12 protein-coding genes are annotated in these 13,022 nt (G+C 69.8%); 5 read left to right on the top strand and 7 right to left on the bottom strand.

The genetic code is table 11. From position 1 onward, the window contains the following. Nucleotides 1-28: 28 nt before the first annotated feature. Complete coding sequence (locus tag ACZ4XJ_RS17430) at nucleotides 29-2,311, bottom strand: transglycosylase domain-containing protein (protein WP_362881339.1); 2,283 nt, start codon at nucleotides 2,309-2,311, stop codon at nucleotides 29-31. A gap of 243 nt (nucleotides 2,312-2,554) precedes the next feature. Between ACZ4XJ_RS17430 and ACZ4XJ_RS17425 the strand changes: the two genes are divergently transcribed. Further along, nucleotides 2,555-3,466 (top strand): SPFH domain-containing protein, encoded by a 912-nt coding sequence (locus ACZ4XJ_RS17425; protein ID WP_362881340.1) that lies wholly within the window; start codon nucleotides 2,555-2,557, stop codon nucleotides 3,464-3,466. Further along, nucleotides 3,463-3,777 (top strand): type II toxin-antitoxin system antitoxin, encoded by a 315-nt coding sequence (locus ACZ4XJ_RS17420; RefSeq protein WP_362881341.1) that lies wholly within the window; start codon nucleotides 3,463-3,465, stop codon nucleotides 3,775-3,777. Before ACZ4XJ_RS17425 ends, ACZ4XJ_RS17420 begins: the two co-directional genes overlap by 4 nt. Before the next feature lie 51 nt (nucleotides 3,778-3,828). On the opposite strand, the gene ACZ4XJ_RS17415 is transcribed toward ACZ4XJ_RS17420, so the two are convergent. Then, the gene (locus tag ACZ4XJ_RS17415; protein WP_468496653.1) at nucleotides 3,829-4,803 is read right to left on the bottom strand and encodes a hydrogen peroxide-inducible genes activator; all 975 of its coding nucleotides are present in this window, start codon (nucleotides 4,801-4,803) and stop codon (nucleotides 3,829-3,831) included. A gap of 135 nt (nucleotides 4,804-4,938) precedes the next feature. Between ACZ4XJ_RS17415 and ACZ4XJ_RS17410 the strand changes: the two genes are divergently transcribed. After that, complete coding sequence (locus tag ACZ4XJ_RS17410; protein WP_281204983.1) at nucleotides 4,939-5,493, top strand: peroxiredoxin; 555 nt, start codon at nucleotides 4,939-4,941, stop codon at nucleotides 5,491-5,493. A 3-nt stretch (nucleotides 5,494-5,496) separates the two neighbouring features. Next, on the top strand, nucleotides 5,497-6,036 hold the full coding sequence (locus ACZ4XJ_RS17405; RefSeq protein ID WP_362881343.1) for an alkyl hydroperoxide reductase: 540 nt from the start codon (nucleotides 5,497-5,499) through the stop codon (nucleotides 6,034-6,036). A 61-nt stretch (nucleotides 6,037-6,097) separates the two neighbouring features. Here the strand turns inward: ACZ4XJ_RS17405 and ACZ4XJ_RS17400 are convergent, their stop codons facing one another. From ACZ4XJ_RS17400 to ACZ4XJ_RS17380, 5 genes are all read right to left on the bottom strand, one after another. Then, nucleotides 6,098-6,784 carry a hypothetical protein gene (locus ACZ4XJ_RS17400; protein ID WP_468496652.1) on the bottom strand — a complete coding sequence of 229 codons (687 nt, stop codon included), beginning with the start codon at nucleotides 6,782-6,784 and terminating at the stop codon, nucleotides 6,098-6,100. Continuing rightward, the gene (locus tag ACZ4XJ_RS17395; RefSeq protein WP_468496651.1) at nucleotides 6,768-8,120 is read right to left on the bottom strand and encodes an AI-2E family transporter; all 1,353 of its coding nucleotides are present in this window, start codon (nucleotides 8,118-8,120) and stop codon (nucleotides 6,768-6,770) included. Before ACZ4XJ_RS17395 ends, ACZ4XJ_RS17400 begins: the two co-directional genes overlap by 17 nt. Before the next feature lie 124 nt (nucleotides 8,121-8,244). Further along, complete coding sequence (locus tag ACZ4XJ_RS17390) at nucleotides 8,245-8,976, bottom strand: aggregation-promoting factor C-terminal-like domain-containing protein (RefSeq protein WP_468496650.1); 732 nt, start codon at nucleotides 8,974-8,976, stop codon at nucleotides 8,245-8,247. 413 nt (nucleotides 8,977-9,389) lie between these two features. After that, complete coding sequence (locus ACZ4XJ_RS17385) at nucleotides 9,390-10,706, bottom strand: PhoH family protein (RefSeq protein ID WP_362881346.1); 1,317 nt, start codon at nucleotides 10,704-10,706, stop codon at nucleotides 9,390-9,392. 366 nt (nucleotides 10,707-11,072) lie between these two features. Continuing rightward, complete coding sequence (locus ACZ4XJ_RS17380; protein ID WP_362881347.1) at nucleotides 11,073-11,834, bottom strand: isoprenyl transferase; 762 nt, start codon at nucleotides 11,832-11,834, stop codon at nucleotides 11,073-11,075. A 127-nt stretch (nucleotides 11,835-11,961) separates the two neighbouring features. Here ACZ4XJ_RS17380 and mgrA point away from each other — a divergent pair, with 127 nt between their 5' ends. Beyond that, nucleotides 11,962-12,999 (top strand): L-glyceraldehyde 3-phosphate reductase, encoded by a 1,038-nt coding sequence (gene mgrA, locus ACZ4XJ_RS17375; RefSeq protein WP_468496649.1) that lies wholly within the window; start codon nucleotides 11,962-11,964, stop codon nucleotides 12,997-12,999. Nucleotides 13,000-13,022: the final 23 nt, after the last annotated feature.

The raw sequence follows: 13,022 nt of genomic DNA, 5'->3' as shown, positions 1-13,022 counted from the left end.
CATGGGTACGGGCGGGCCGTACCCGGGGCTACTCCTCCTGCGGCGGGTTGGGCCGGGGGAAGATGAAAGACCTCGTCGGATCGGCCGACTTCGTCGGGTCGACGGTCTTGGTCGGATCGACGGTCTTCGTCGGACCGGTCGACTTCGTCGGGTCCGGCTTGGTGCTGCTCTGCGACGGGTTCGGCGAGGTCGCCGGCCGGCTCGGGCTGGTGCTCGTCGTCGGGCTGGTCGCGGGCGAGGTGGAGGGGGCCGGCGGGGACACGCTGCGGCTCGGCGCGACGGGAACGCCCATGCGCGCCTCGGTCAGGCTGAACTCGGCCGTGTCGACGCCCTTGAGCGCGGCGAGGGTGTAGGCCTTCCAGATCTCGGCGGGGAAGCTGGAACCTCCCGCGCGGCCCTTGCCGGCGGTGCCGGTCAGGGTGACCTGCTTGTGCGTGTTGGGGTCCTCACCGAACATCGCGACGATGGTGACCAGTTCCGGGGTGTAGCCCGTGAACCAGGCGGCGACGTTGAGTTCGGCGGTGCCGGTCTTGCCCGCGGCCTGGTAGGCGCCGCTGCGCACCGCCTGGCCGGAGCCCTCGGCGACGACCCCGGTGAGCACCTTGGTGACGGTGTCGGCGGTCTGGCGGGTGATGGCCTGGCCGCCGATCGGGTTGACCGGCTCGAACTCGCCGTCCTTGTGCTCGGCCGACTTGATGATGGTCGGGGTGACCTTCTTGCCGTGGTTGTCGAGGGTGGCGTAGACGGCGGCCATCTCGACGGTGTTGGCGCTCATGGTGCCCAGCGACATGGCCGGCTGGTTCTCGTCCCATCCCTTGCGGTCCACCATGCCGAGCTGGAGCGCCGTCTTCTTCACGTTCCTCGGCTTCGTGTCGACGATCATCTGCGCGTACACCGAGTTGACCGAGGAGTTCGTGGCGTCCTGGACCGTCATCATCGGGTCGCCGTAGTTGATGTCGTCCTGGTTCTGCGGGCTGAACGGGATGTCGCTGCCGACGACCTTGCGCTTGCTCGTGCCGTCGTACAGGGCGTTCGGAGTGATCTCCTTGCCGTCCTGCGTGGTCGCCCCGTTCTCCAGGGCGGAGGCCAGCACGATCGGCTTGAAGGTCGAGCCCGGCTGGTAGTCGTTGCGCAGCGCGTTGCTCGCGGACTTCTCCGTGAGGCCCTGGCCGCCGTACATCGCGACGATCGCGCCGGTCTTGGGGTCGACCGAGGTGGCGCCGGCCTGGACGTTCTGGTCGACGGGGCGGTCCTTGGTGTTCTTCCGGTCGAGCTTGGACTCCAGCTCGTCCTGGACCGCCTTCTCCAGCGCGGCCTGCTTCTTCTTGTCGATGTTGAGGACGATCGTCCAGCCGCCGGCCGCGATGTCGGCGTCGGTGATCTTCTGCTTGTTCAGCTCGACCTCGGCGGCCTGGACCAGGTAGCCCTTCTGCCCCTCCATACCCGGGCGGGGCTTCGGCTTGATCGGCTCCTGGAACTGCAGGGTCTTGCGCTTGGCCTCGTCCAGCTCGCCCATCTCGACCATGTTGTCGAGGACCGCGTTGAAGCGGATCATGACGAGGTTCTTGCCGTTCGGTCCGGCGGTCGCCCAGTCGTACTGGCTGGGGGCCTGGATGACGGCGGCGAGGTAGGCGCCCTGCTCCAGGGTCAGCTTCTCGGCGTCGACGCCGTAGAAGGCCTGGGCCGCGGCCTGGATGCCGTAGGCGTTGCGACCGTAGAAGTTGGTGTTGAGGTAACCGGCGAGGATGTCGTCCTTCTCCATCCGCTGGTCGACCTTGAGGGAGATGATCAGCTCCCGGATCTTGCGGGTGGGCGACTGGTCCTGCGTCAGGTAGTAGTTCTTGACGTACTGCTGGGTGATCGTCGAGCCACCGGCGGTGCCCTTGCCCCGGACGGTGTTGAAGAGGCCGCGGCCCACGCCCATCAGGTCGATGCCGCGGTCCTTGTAGAAGGACTTGTTCTCGATCGCGATGAACGCGTTGCGCACGTCCTCCGGGATCTTGTCGATCGGAAGGTTCTCGCGGTTGATCTCGCCGGTGCGGGCCATGACCGAGCCGTCGGCGTACTTGTACGTATTGCTCTGGAGCGTCGCCGTCTTGTTCGGGTCGGTGGGCTCGTCCACGAGGAAGTAGAGGAGGACGACCGTGCCTATGCCGAGCAGGATCATCACGAAGAAGGCGCCGAGGATCTTCTTCCAGGTGAAGAAGCGGCGTATGCCGGTTGGTCTGCCGGCGCTGCCATTGGCGCGCCCGCGCGGCGTATTCCGCGCACCGCTGCGCTGCTGCGCTCGTCGCGCTTCTGCTCGGCCCATCGCTCCCGCTCCGCTCGATTACCCCCCCGACGTCAGCTCAGAAAACTAACACCGCAGGCTGTGACAAAGGTTGGTCATCCCTGATCAATACCGGTCAATTCGGACGTGAGAATCAGCACCCACTCCAATGGAACCGACGCTCACGATGCCTGAAGGGTTGCGGACTCCGCAAAAAGTGATATCACTTTGATAGACGCTTCGGCCCATCCCGATCGGACGCCGAGCAACAAACGGGGGTATTCCATGACAGCGACAGTGGGCACACGACCGAGCGAGGTACGGGAGTTCGCGGCGCGCAGCGTCGGCGGCGGGGCGGCCCTGCTGGGCGGACTGGTGGGGGTGGTCGCGGGAGCGGCCGTGATCGTCGTCGGCGCGAACGCGTCGACCGTCGCCGCACAGGCCTCCCTGATCCTCCTGGGCATCCTCCTGACCCTCCTCTCGATCGTCGCCATGACCGGGCTCAACACGGTGGCGCCGGGCGAGGCCAGGGTCGTCCAGTTGTTCGGCCGCTACCGGGGCACGATCCGCGACGACGGGCTGCGCTGGGTCAACCCGCTCACCTCCCGCGAGAAGATCTCCACCCGGGTCCGCAACCACGAGACCGCCGTCCTGAAGGTGAACGACGCCTACGGCAACCCGATCGAGCTGGCAGCCGTCGTGGTGTGGCGCGTCGCCGACACCGCGCGGGCCGTGTTCGAGGTGGAGGACTTCACCGAGTTCGTCGAGACGCAGACCGAGGCCGCCGTCCGGCACATCGCGATCGAGTACCCCTACGACTCCCACGACGAGGGCGGACTCTCGCTGCGCGGCAACGCGGAGGAGATCACCGAGAAGCTCGCCGTCGAACTGGCGACCCGCGTCGAGGCGGCGGGCGTGCACATCATCGAGTCCCGCTTCACGCACCTCGCGTACGCTCCGGAGATCGCCTCGGCGATGCTCCAGCGCCAGCAGGCCGGGGCCGTCGTCGCCGCCCGCAAGCAGATCGTCGAGGGCGCGGTCGGGATGGTGGAACTCGCCCTCACCCGCCTCGCCGAGGAGGACATCGTGGACCTGGACCCCGAGCGGAAGGCCTCCATGGTCTCGAACCTGATGGTGGTGCTCTGCGGCGACCGCGCGGCCCAGCCCGTCATCAACGCGGGCACCCTCTACCAGTGAGCCCCGCAGGCGGCGCCCGGCCCGGCGACGAGCCCGAGGGCCCCGAGCCGGGGCGGGGCGGTGCGGAGCCGGGCGCCCCGGAGCAGGGCGGCCGGCCCCGACCCGGGAAGCAGGCGCGCAAGCAGGTGCTGCTGCGCCTCGACCCCCAGGTGTACGAGGCCCTCTCCCGCTGGGCCGGGGAGGAACTGCGCAGCGCGAACGCGCAGATCGAGTTCCTGCTCCGCCGGTCCCTGTCCGACTCCGGCCGGCTGCCGGGCGGAGCCGCCCCGATCAGGCCGCGCGGCCGCCCGCGCAACACCCCCGAGCCCTGAGGGCCCCCTGACGGCTCCCCGCGCCCACCCCGGGGCAAGTCGGCCCCGCCCTCAGTCGGTGGGCCACACCGGCAGCGGACGCACCGCCTCGCGCAGGGCGCCCGCGATGGCCCGGAACTCCTCCTCCCGGGCCGTGCCCGTACGGATGGCCAGGGCGATCCGCCGGGAGGGGGCCGGCTCGGCGAAGTACCCCGTCGACAGGTGTTCGTTGCGGGCGGTCTCCAGTCGCAGCGCGGTGCGCGGCAGCAGGGTCACGCCCAGCCCCCCGGCGACCAGCTGTACGAGCGTGGACAGCCCGGCGGCCGTCGTGGTGACGTCCGCGCCGACGGTCCGCCCGGCCTCGCGGCAGATGTCCAGGGCCTGGTCGCGCAGGCAGTGCCCCTCGTCGAGCAGCAGCAGTTGGAGCCCGCGCAGCTCCTCGCGGGGGATGTCCCGGCGCCCCGCGAGCGGGTGTCCGCGGGGCGCGAGCAGGACGAAGTCCTCGTCGAAGACGGGCAGTTCGGTGACCCCGGGGACGCCGAGCGGGACGGCGAGCAGCAGCAGGTCCAGCCGGCCGCCCGCGAGGCCCTCCAGCAGCGAGGCCGTCTGTTCCTCGTGCACCTGGAGGTCCATGCCGGGGTAGCGGCGCTGGAACAGCCCGAGCGCGGTCGGCAGCAGGTACGGGGCCACCGTGGGGATCACCCCGAGCCGTAGGACCCCGGTGAAGGGGGCCCGTACCGCCTCGGCCTCCTCCAGCAGCCCGCCCAACGCGTCGAGCACGCCCCGCGCCCGCAGGGCGATGCGCTCGCCCGCCGGGGACAGCAGCACCTTGCGGGTGGTGCGTTCCAGCAGCCGCACCCCGAGCGCCTCCTCCAGCGCGGACACGGCCCCCGACAGCGCGGGCTGGCTCATTCCGATCGCCGCAGCGGCGTCCCGGAAATGCAGGTGCTCCGCCACCGCCGCGAAGGCGCGCAGCTGCGCCAGCGTCGGCTGCTTCGGTTGCTTGGACTGCTTGGACTGCTTCGGTCCTCTACTACTGACAGCCACTGATAGGTACCTCCGATCACCCGACACAAGACTAGCTATTTCCGTAATCAATGCAGCTGTGTCAGCATGTGAGATCCGTCCAACCCCTTCGGAAAGCCCCCATAAGGGTCACTTTCCATTTCGCAAGGAGAGTTCGTGCTCACTGTCGGTGACAAGTTCCCCACCTACGATCTGACCGCCTGCGTCTCGCTCGAAGCGGGCAGCGAGTTCGCTCAGATCGACCACAAGACCTACGAGGGCAAGTGGCGCGTGGTGTTCTTCTGGCCGAAGGACTTCACCTTCGTCTGCCCGACCGAGATCGCCGCCTTCGGCAAGCTGAACGACGAGTTCCTGGACCGTGACGCCCAGATCCTCGGCGTCTCCGGCGACTCCGAGTTCGTCCACCACGCCTGGCGCAAGGACCACGCCGACCTGCGTGACCTGCCCTTCCCGATGCTGGCCGACTCCAAGCACGAGCTGATGCGCGACTGCGGCGTCCAGGGCGCCGACGGCTTCGCGCAGCGCGCCGTCTTCATCGTCGACCAGAACAACGAGATCCAGTTCACGATGGTGACCGCCGGTTCCGTGGGCCGTAACCCCAAGGAGGTCCTGCGGGTCCTCGACGCCCTGCAGACCGACGAGCTGTGCCCCTGCAACTGGACCAAGGGCGAGACCACCCTCGACGCCGGCGCGCTGCTGGCCGGTGAGTGACGGATGTCCCTCGACTCCCTGAAGTCGGCCGTACCGGACTTCGCCAAGGACCTGAAGCTGAACCTCGGTTCGGTCATCGGGAACCAGAGCACCCTGTCGCAGCAGCAGCTGTGGGGCACCGTCCTGTCCTGCGCCATCGCGGCCCGCTCCCCCCGCGTCCTGCGTGAGCTGGAGCCGGAGGCGAAGGCGGCGCTGACCCCGGAGGCGTACGCCGCCGCCAAGTCGGCCGCCGCGATCATGGCGATGAACAACGTCTTCTACCGCACCCGCCACCTGCTCTCCGACCCGGAGTACGGGACGCTGCGCGCGGGCCTGCGGATGAACGTCATCGGCAACCCCGGTGTCGAGAAGGTCGACTTCGAGCTGTGGTCGCTCGCGGTCTCCGCGATCAACGGCTGCGGCCAGTGCCTGGACTCGCACGAGCAGGTCCTGCGCAAGGCCGGCGTCGACCGCGAGACGGTCCAGGAGGCCTTCAAGATCGCCTCGGTGATCCAGGCCGTCGCCGTCACCCTCGACGCGGAAGCCGTCCTCGCCTCCGAGTGACCTCCCGCCGCGCGTACGAAGGGGCCCCCGCCGCCGATTCCGGCGGCGGGGGCCCCTTCGTTCACTTCCTGAGCCGGACCATCAGGGCCCGGGCGTCCTCGATCAGGGCCGCCATGACGGTGTCCTCGTCCCGGCCCGGATCCCCGGCCGGGGAGAACCACTGGAGGTTGACCGTGAAGACCGCGCCCCCGTCGAGCACCTGGATGCGGGGCGACTCCACGTTCCGGAAGAACAACGCCCGCTCCCCCAGCCCGGGAACCTCCTGCACCTCGCCGGTGACCGGCCAGTTCAGGGAGGTGATCGGGGGGCCGGCGCCGAACTCCGCCTCGGGGTCCGTCCGCTTGTGCAACTCGACCAGGACCTGGCCGTAGTAGGCCGTCCGGCCCTCGGCCTCGTCGTTCGTCGTGGCGAAGTCGCAGTACGACCAGTCCATCGCCGGACTTTCGGAGTGCCGCCTCGGCCCCTGCTCCTCCAGGGGCCCCGCGAACCCCGAGACGGCCTTCAACTCGGCTTCCTCGCACAGGTCCTCGGAGTGCCGGTAGGCCAGCGGCGGCGCACTGGGGAAACGGTCCTGCACGACCAGTACCCCCGCCCACACCGCGGAGGCCAGCACGACCCCGCCCAGCGCCCAGAGCCAGGACCGGCCGGGCCCGCCCCCGCCCTCCCGCGGCGGCGGCCCGAGCGCCCCCGCCGACTCGGCGGGGCGGTCCGAGGTCCACTCCCCTTCGAGCTCAGGCTCGCTGATCATCCCCGGCCTCCCGCACGGCGACCTCCACCGCGGTCGCCCCGTGCGGACCGGGGCCGCTCAGGGCCGCGATGCCGCGCTGCTCGCGGGAGTACGCCCGCAGGTAGCCGACCACCGTGTTGGTGACGGCGGCCAGCGGTACGGCGACCACCGCTCCGCCGATGCCCGCGACCATCCCGCCGGCCGCCACCGCCAGCACCACCGCGAGCGGGTGGACGCGTACGGCCCGGCCGAGGATGAAGGGTTGCAGGACGTGCCCCTCGATCTGCTGCACCGCCAGCACCACGAGGACGACCATCAGCGCGGTGAACGGTCCCTCCGTCACCAGCGCCACCATCACCGCCAACGCGCCGGAGATCACGGCGCCGACGAGCGGGATGAACGCGAACAGGAAGATGAACACGGCCAGCGGCACGGCCATCGTCACGTCGAGGAAGTAGAGCCCGAGGCCGATGAAGACCGCGTCGATGAGCGCGACGAGCACGGTGCCGCGCACGTACGCCGTCAGCGTGCGCCAGGCGCGCGGACCGGCGCCCGCGACACCGGGCCGGGCCGCGGCCGGGACCAGGCCGAGGACCCAGGTCCAGATCTTCTTGCCGTCGTAGAGCAGGAAGAGCGTGGAGAACATCGCGAGCAGCATGCCCGTCATCACCTCGACGAGCACCGTCACACCCTGCAGACCGGCGGAGGTGATCTCCTCGGTGTTGGTGCCGATGGTCTCGCTGAGGTTCTTCGCGACGTCGTTGATCTGCTTCTCGGTCACGTGGAACGGACTGTCCAGCGCCCAGGTCTTGAGTTCGTTGATGCCTTCGCGAAGCCGGTTCGAGAGGTCGTCGAGGTTGTCCATCACCTGCCAGACGACGAACCAGCCGACCAGCCCGATCACCACGAACCCGAGGATCGCGGTGACGGCGGTGGCCAGGCCGCGCGGCAGCCCCAGCCGGCGCAGCCGGACCACGAACGGCTGGAGGAGCGCGGTCACCAACATGGCGGCGGCGAAGGCGAGGACGACCAGGCGCACTTCGCTGATCACCCTCATCAGCACCCACAGCAGTCCGGCGAGCAGCAGCAGCCGCCAGCTGGCCTCCGCGGCGACGCGCACCCCCCAGGGGATGACGCTGACCGGGTCGGGGCGCTCCGGGGCGCCGCCCGGGCCCGCGCCGACGCGCGCGGGCGTCGCCCGCTCCTCGGCGCTCACCGCGGGGGCGGGCGGCGGCGGTTCGCCGACCGCGCCGCCGGCGGACTCGGCCTCGACCTCGGCCCGCCGTTCGTCCAGGCGCGCCTCCATCCGGCTGAGCCTGCTCCCGAGCCGGCCGAGCCAGCCTGCCGTCTTCGCCATGTCGTTCCCTTCCCCCCGCCCGCCGCGTCGGCGTGCCTCGTCCGGCCGCGCCCCGCACGACCGTACACGCGAGCAGCCCCGCACCGGAGGACGGTGCGGGGCTGCTCGGGGTCGGGCGGACCGACTAGTACCAGTTGTTGGCCTGCCAGAAGCTCCAGGCGCCGCAGGGGCTGCCGTAGCGCTCGTTCATGTAGTTCAGGCCCCACTTGATCTGGGTGGCCGGGTTGGTGCGCCAGTCGGCGCCGGCCGAGGCCATCTTCGTACCGGGGAGCGCCTGGACGAGACCGTACGCGCCCGAGGAGGCGTTGACGGCCTTGTAGTTCCAGGTGGACTCGTGGTTGATGATGTTGGAGAAGCACTGGAACTGGCCCGACGGCACCATCTGCTGGGCCATCGCCTTGACCTGGGCGACCGTGTAGGAGCCCTGGACGGGGAAGTCGGCCGAGTCGCGGGACGCGGACCGGCTGGCGATCTCACCCTCCTCCTCGCGCTCCGCCTTGGCCTTGGCCTCCAGGTCGGCCTTTTCCTTGTCCTTCTTCGCCTTGTCGGCCTTCTCGGCCTCGGCCTTCTTGGACTTGGCGTCCTCGGCGGCCTGGACGCGAGCGGCCTCCTCCGTCGAACGCTTGGCGTCGGTGTCGGCGGCGTGGGCGATGGCGTCGGCCTGCTGCGCGAGGGTGGCGCTCTGGACCTGGGCCTGCTCGTCGACCGGGATTTCAGCGAGGAGAGTCGCGCCGGAAGCGGTCGTCTCGAGATCGTTCGAGGAGGGGTCGCCGGTGGCGACTCCCACGACTGCGCCGACGGTGGTGACCGCGGTGGCCGAAGCCACTGCGAAACCCCGAACCGAGATCCGGCTCACACGGTGTCCTTCCAGCAGCGTCCGCAGTGACCGCGCGGGCGCAAGAGTGCCCCTCGACACTGGCCTCCGTGGTGGTGCGGTCACTGGAGGCGCGGGCCCGTGGGCAACTCCCCTGCGGGAGTCGCCGCGTACTGCTCGGGCGGCATACGGCCAACGGTTGTGGAGTTGTGGTGCTGCGCGTACCTCACGGGAGGTACAGGTGTGCCGTATGCGGGGCCTGACGGGAAACAGACTCTGCCGGACCCCGACGCCGCAGGGCAATTCTCCGTTGCGTGGGAAAGGTCACACCTGCCCTGCGGCAGTCGATTGCGACAAAGGGCTGTGCGACGCGACGCCGCCCGGCTAGGCTCTTGGCCTTTTGCCGGGCGGCGTCAACTGGTGCTGCGGTTAGGGGGCTTTTGGCCCGTTCGGGATCAGAGGTTCTCCAACATCTCGGTGACCAGCGCGGCGATCGGGGAGCGTTCGGAGCGGGTCAACGTGATGTGCGCGAACAGTGGATGCCCCTTCAGCTTCTCGACGACGGCGACGACTCCGTCGTACCGGCCGACCCTCAGGTTGTCCCGCTGGGCGACGTCGTGGGTCAGGACGACCCGCGAGTTGGCGCCGATCCTGGAGAGCACCGTCAGCAGGACGTTGCGTTCCAGGGACTGCGCCTCGTCCACGATGACGAAGGCGTCGTGCAGCGAGCGGCCCCGGATGTGGGTGAGCGGCAGGACCTCCAGCATCCCGCGGTTCAGCACCTCCTCGATGACCTCGCGGCCGGCGACGGCCGAGAGGGTGTCGAAGACCGCCTGCGCCCAGGGGCTCATCTTCTCGGAGGCGTCGCCCGGCAGGTAGCCGAGGTCCTGGCCGCCGACCGCGTACAACGGCCGGAAGACCATCACCTTCTGGTGCTGCCGGCGCTCCAGGACCGCCTCCAGGCCGGCGCACAGCGCCAGCGCGGACTTGCCGGTACCGGCCCGGCCGCCCATGGAGAGGATGCCGATCTCCGGATCGAGCAGCAGGTCGAGGGCGATGCGCTGCTCGGCGCTGCGGCCATGCAGCCCGAAGGCCTCGCGGTCGCCGCGTACGAGCTTCACGTTGCCGTCGGCCGTGACCCGGCCCAGTGCCTTGCCGCGCTCGGACTGGAGGACCAGTCCGGTGTGGACGGGCAACTCGGCGGCCTCCGGGACGTAGAGGCGCTCCTCGGAGAAGAGGAGGTCCACCTGTTCGCCGGAGAGGGCGAGCTCGCTCATGCCCGTCCAGCCGCCGTCGGTGATGGCGAGCTCGGCGCGATACTCCTCCGCCAGCAACCCCACGGAGGAGGCCTTGATGCGCAGGGGAAGATCCTTCGACACGACCGTGACGTCGTAGCCCTCGGCCTGGAGGTTGCGGGCGACGGCGAGGATCCGCGAGTCGTTGTCCCCCAGTCGGAAGCCGGCGGGCAGGACGCCCGGGTCGGAGTGGTTGAGCTCGACGCGCAGGGTGCCGCCCAGATCCCCCAGCGGGATGGGGGCGTCGAGACGTCCGTACCGGACCCGGAAGTCGTCGAGCAGGCGCAGGGCCTGGCGCGCGAAGTAGCCGAGTTCGGGATGGTGCCTCTTTGCCTCCAGCTCGGTGATCACCACGATCGGGAGCACGACCTCGTGCTCGTCGAAGCGGGTGATCGCGTTGGGGTCTGCCAGCAGGACGCTGGTGTCGAGGACGTAGGTGCGCCTGTCGGGCAGGCGGCGCTTTGTGCTGGTCACCACGGAAGGACGTACCCCCTCGGAAGAGGTCGGGCCATGAAGACCGGACCGGTCAACGGCGCCAATGCGCGGGCCGCGTTCCGGCCCTCCCGTCCGACCGTGCGAACCGCACGCGCGTCCTGGTGCAAAGGGCCTCCCGGGCGGACGGCCCTGTGCCGTCCGCTGAGACTCGACACCCGTGGATCGGACGTCGACCTGCCAGGGTTATGCCCTCGAACACGCGCGGCCATGCCACGGCATATGACGGACGCTCGGTGAACCCCTGGTGAAGGCCTTGCGCGGGGGACGAACGGGGGCAGAGGGGATGTTCACGTACGGAGCAGCCGCCGGCCGCCGCGAGGGCGGCGGCGGGGGCGGCGGCGGGAGGGATCAGCTGCCGTAGCGCCGGTGCCGGGCGGCGTAGTCGCGCAGCGCGCGCAGGAAGTCGACCTTGCGGAAGGCCGGCCAGAACACCTCGCAGAAGTAGTACTCCGAGTGGGCGCTCTGCCACAGCATGAACCCGGACAGCCGCTGCTCACCGCTGGTGCGGATCACCAGGTCCGGGTCGGGCTGGCCGCGGGTGTAGAGGTGCTCCGCGATGTGGTCGATGTCGAGGACCTCGGCGAGTTCCTCGAAGGAGGTGCCCTTCTCGGCGTGCTCCAGCAGCAGCGAGCGGACCGCGTCGGCGATCTCCTGACGACCGCCGTAGCCGACCGCGACGTTGACGAGTATCCCGTCGACGTCGTGCGTGGCCTGCTCGGCCTCCTTGAGCACGGACTGGGTCCGCGAGGGCAGGATGTCGAGGTTCCCCACGTGGTGGACCCGCCAGCGGCCGTCCGCCGCGAGGCCCCGGACCGTGTTCTCGATGATGTTGAGCAGCGGGCGGAGCTCCACCTCGGGCCGGTCGAGGTTGTCCGTGGAGAGCATCCACAGGGTGACGACCTCGACGTCCGTCTCGGTGCACCAGCCGAGCATCTCCGAGATCTTGTCGGCCCCGGCCTGGTGGCCCTGCTCCGTCGTGCCTCCGGACGCCTTGGCCCAGCGCCGGTTCCCGTCCAGGATCACGCCGATGTGCTTGGGCGACGCGTCATGGTCGAGGCGGCCTTCCACCCGGCGTGCGTAGAGCCTGTACACCAGGTCGCGCAGCTTCACGATCTTCGAGCCCCTCCGTGCAATGCCCCCGAGCGAATTGCGGTCTCCCCCGAGGCCGCCACATTACTGCGCGGTGGGATGGGGTACCCAACTCGGTCTGTCACAAGTCCGTGATAGGGAGGACATCGTGACTGATACCAATCCCTATCGGGCAGAGCCTTCGCGCTACGACTCCATGGAGTACCGCCGCACCGGCCGCAGCGGCCTCAAGCTCCCCGCCGTCTCCCTCGGCCTCTGGCACAACTTCGGCGACGACGCGTCGCTGCAGAACCAGCGGGCGATCCTGCGCCGGGCCTTCGACCTCGGCGTGACCCACTTCGACCTGGCCAACAACTACGGGCCGCCCCCGGGCTCGGCCGAGCTCAACTTCGGCAAGATCTTCGCGCAGGACTTCGCGGCGCACCGCGAGGAGCTGGTGCTCTCCACCAAGGCCGGCTATTTCATGCACCCGGGTCCGTACGGGGAGTGGGGCAGCCGCAAGTACCTGCTCGGCTCGCTCGACGCCTCGCTGAAGCGGATGGGCGTCGATTACGTCGACGTCTTCTACTCGCACCGCTTCGACCCGGAGACCCCGCTGGAGGAGACCATGGGCGCGCTCGCGTCCGCGGTCCAGCAGGGCAAGGCGCTGTACGTCGGCGTCTCCTCCTACACCGCGGAGCAGACGGCCGAGGCGGCCCGGATCCTGACCGGCATGGGCGTGCGGCCGCTGATCCACCAGCCCTCGTACTCCATGATCAACCGCTGGACGGAGGAGGACGCGCTGCTGGACACCCTGGAGGAGGCCGGCATGGGCTGCATCTCCTTCGCGCCGCTCGCCCAGGGGCTGCTGACGGGCAAGTACCTCAAGGACATCCCGGCGGGCTCGCGGGCCACCCAGGGCAAGTCCCTGAACCCCGAGCTGCTTTCGGACGACGTCGTCCGTCGACTGAACGGCCTGAACGAGATCGCCGCCCGACGCGGGCAGTCGCTGGCGCAGTTGGCGCTCAAGTGGGTGCTGCGCGACGACCGGATGACCTCGGCGCTGATCGGCGCTTCGAGCGTGAAGCAGCTGGAGGAGAACGTGGCCGCGTTGGCGGCGGCGCCTTTGTCGGAGCAGGAGTTGAAGGAGATCGACTCCTTCGCGGTTTCCACCCCCGGCACCAACATCTGGGCCCAGCACGGCTGACCTGCGGCGATGTCGCACGACTG

It is taken from the genome of Streptomyces sp. NPDC029836, from assembly GCF_055574495.1.
This window is presented reverse-complemented; position numbering and strand designations above follow the sequence as displayed.

What these genes read in the sequence shown, in the direction of transcription:
- ACZ4XJ_RS17430 (WP_362881339.1), bottom strand. Translation starts at nt 2,311, where the DNA reads ATGGGCCGAGCAGAAGCGCGACGAGCGCAGCAGCGCAGCGGTGCGCGG.
- ACZ4XJ_RS17425 (WP_362881340.1), top strand. Translation starts at nt 2,555, where the DNA reads ATGACAGCGACAGTGGGCACACGACCGAGCGAGGTACGGGAGTTCGCG.
- ACZ4XJ_RS17405 (WP_362881343.1), top strand. Translation starts at nt 5,497, where the DNA reads ATGTCCCTCGACTCCCTGAAGTCGGCCGTACCGGACTTCGCCAAGGAC.
- ACZ4XJ_RS17400 (WP_468496652.1), bottom strand. Translation starts at nt 6,784, where the DNA reads ATGATCAGCGAGCCTGAGCTCGAAGGGGAGTGGACCTCGGACCGCCCC.
- ACZ4XJ_RS17395 (WP_468496651.1), bottom strand. Translation starts at nt 8,120, where the DNA reads ATGGCGAAGACGGCAGGCTGGCTCGGCCGGCTCGGGAGCAGGCTCAGC.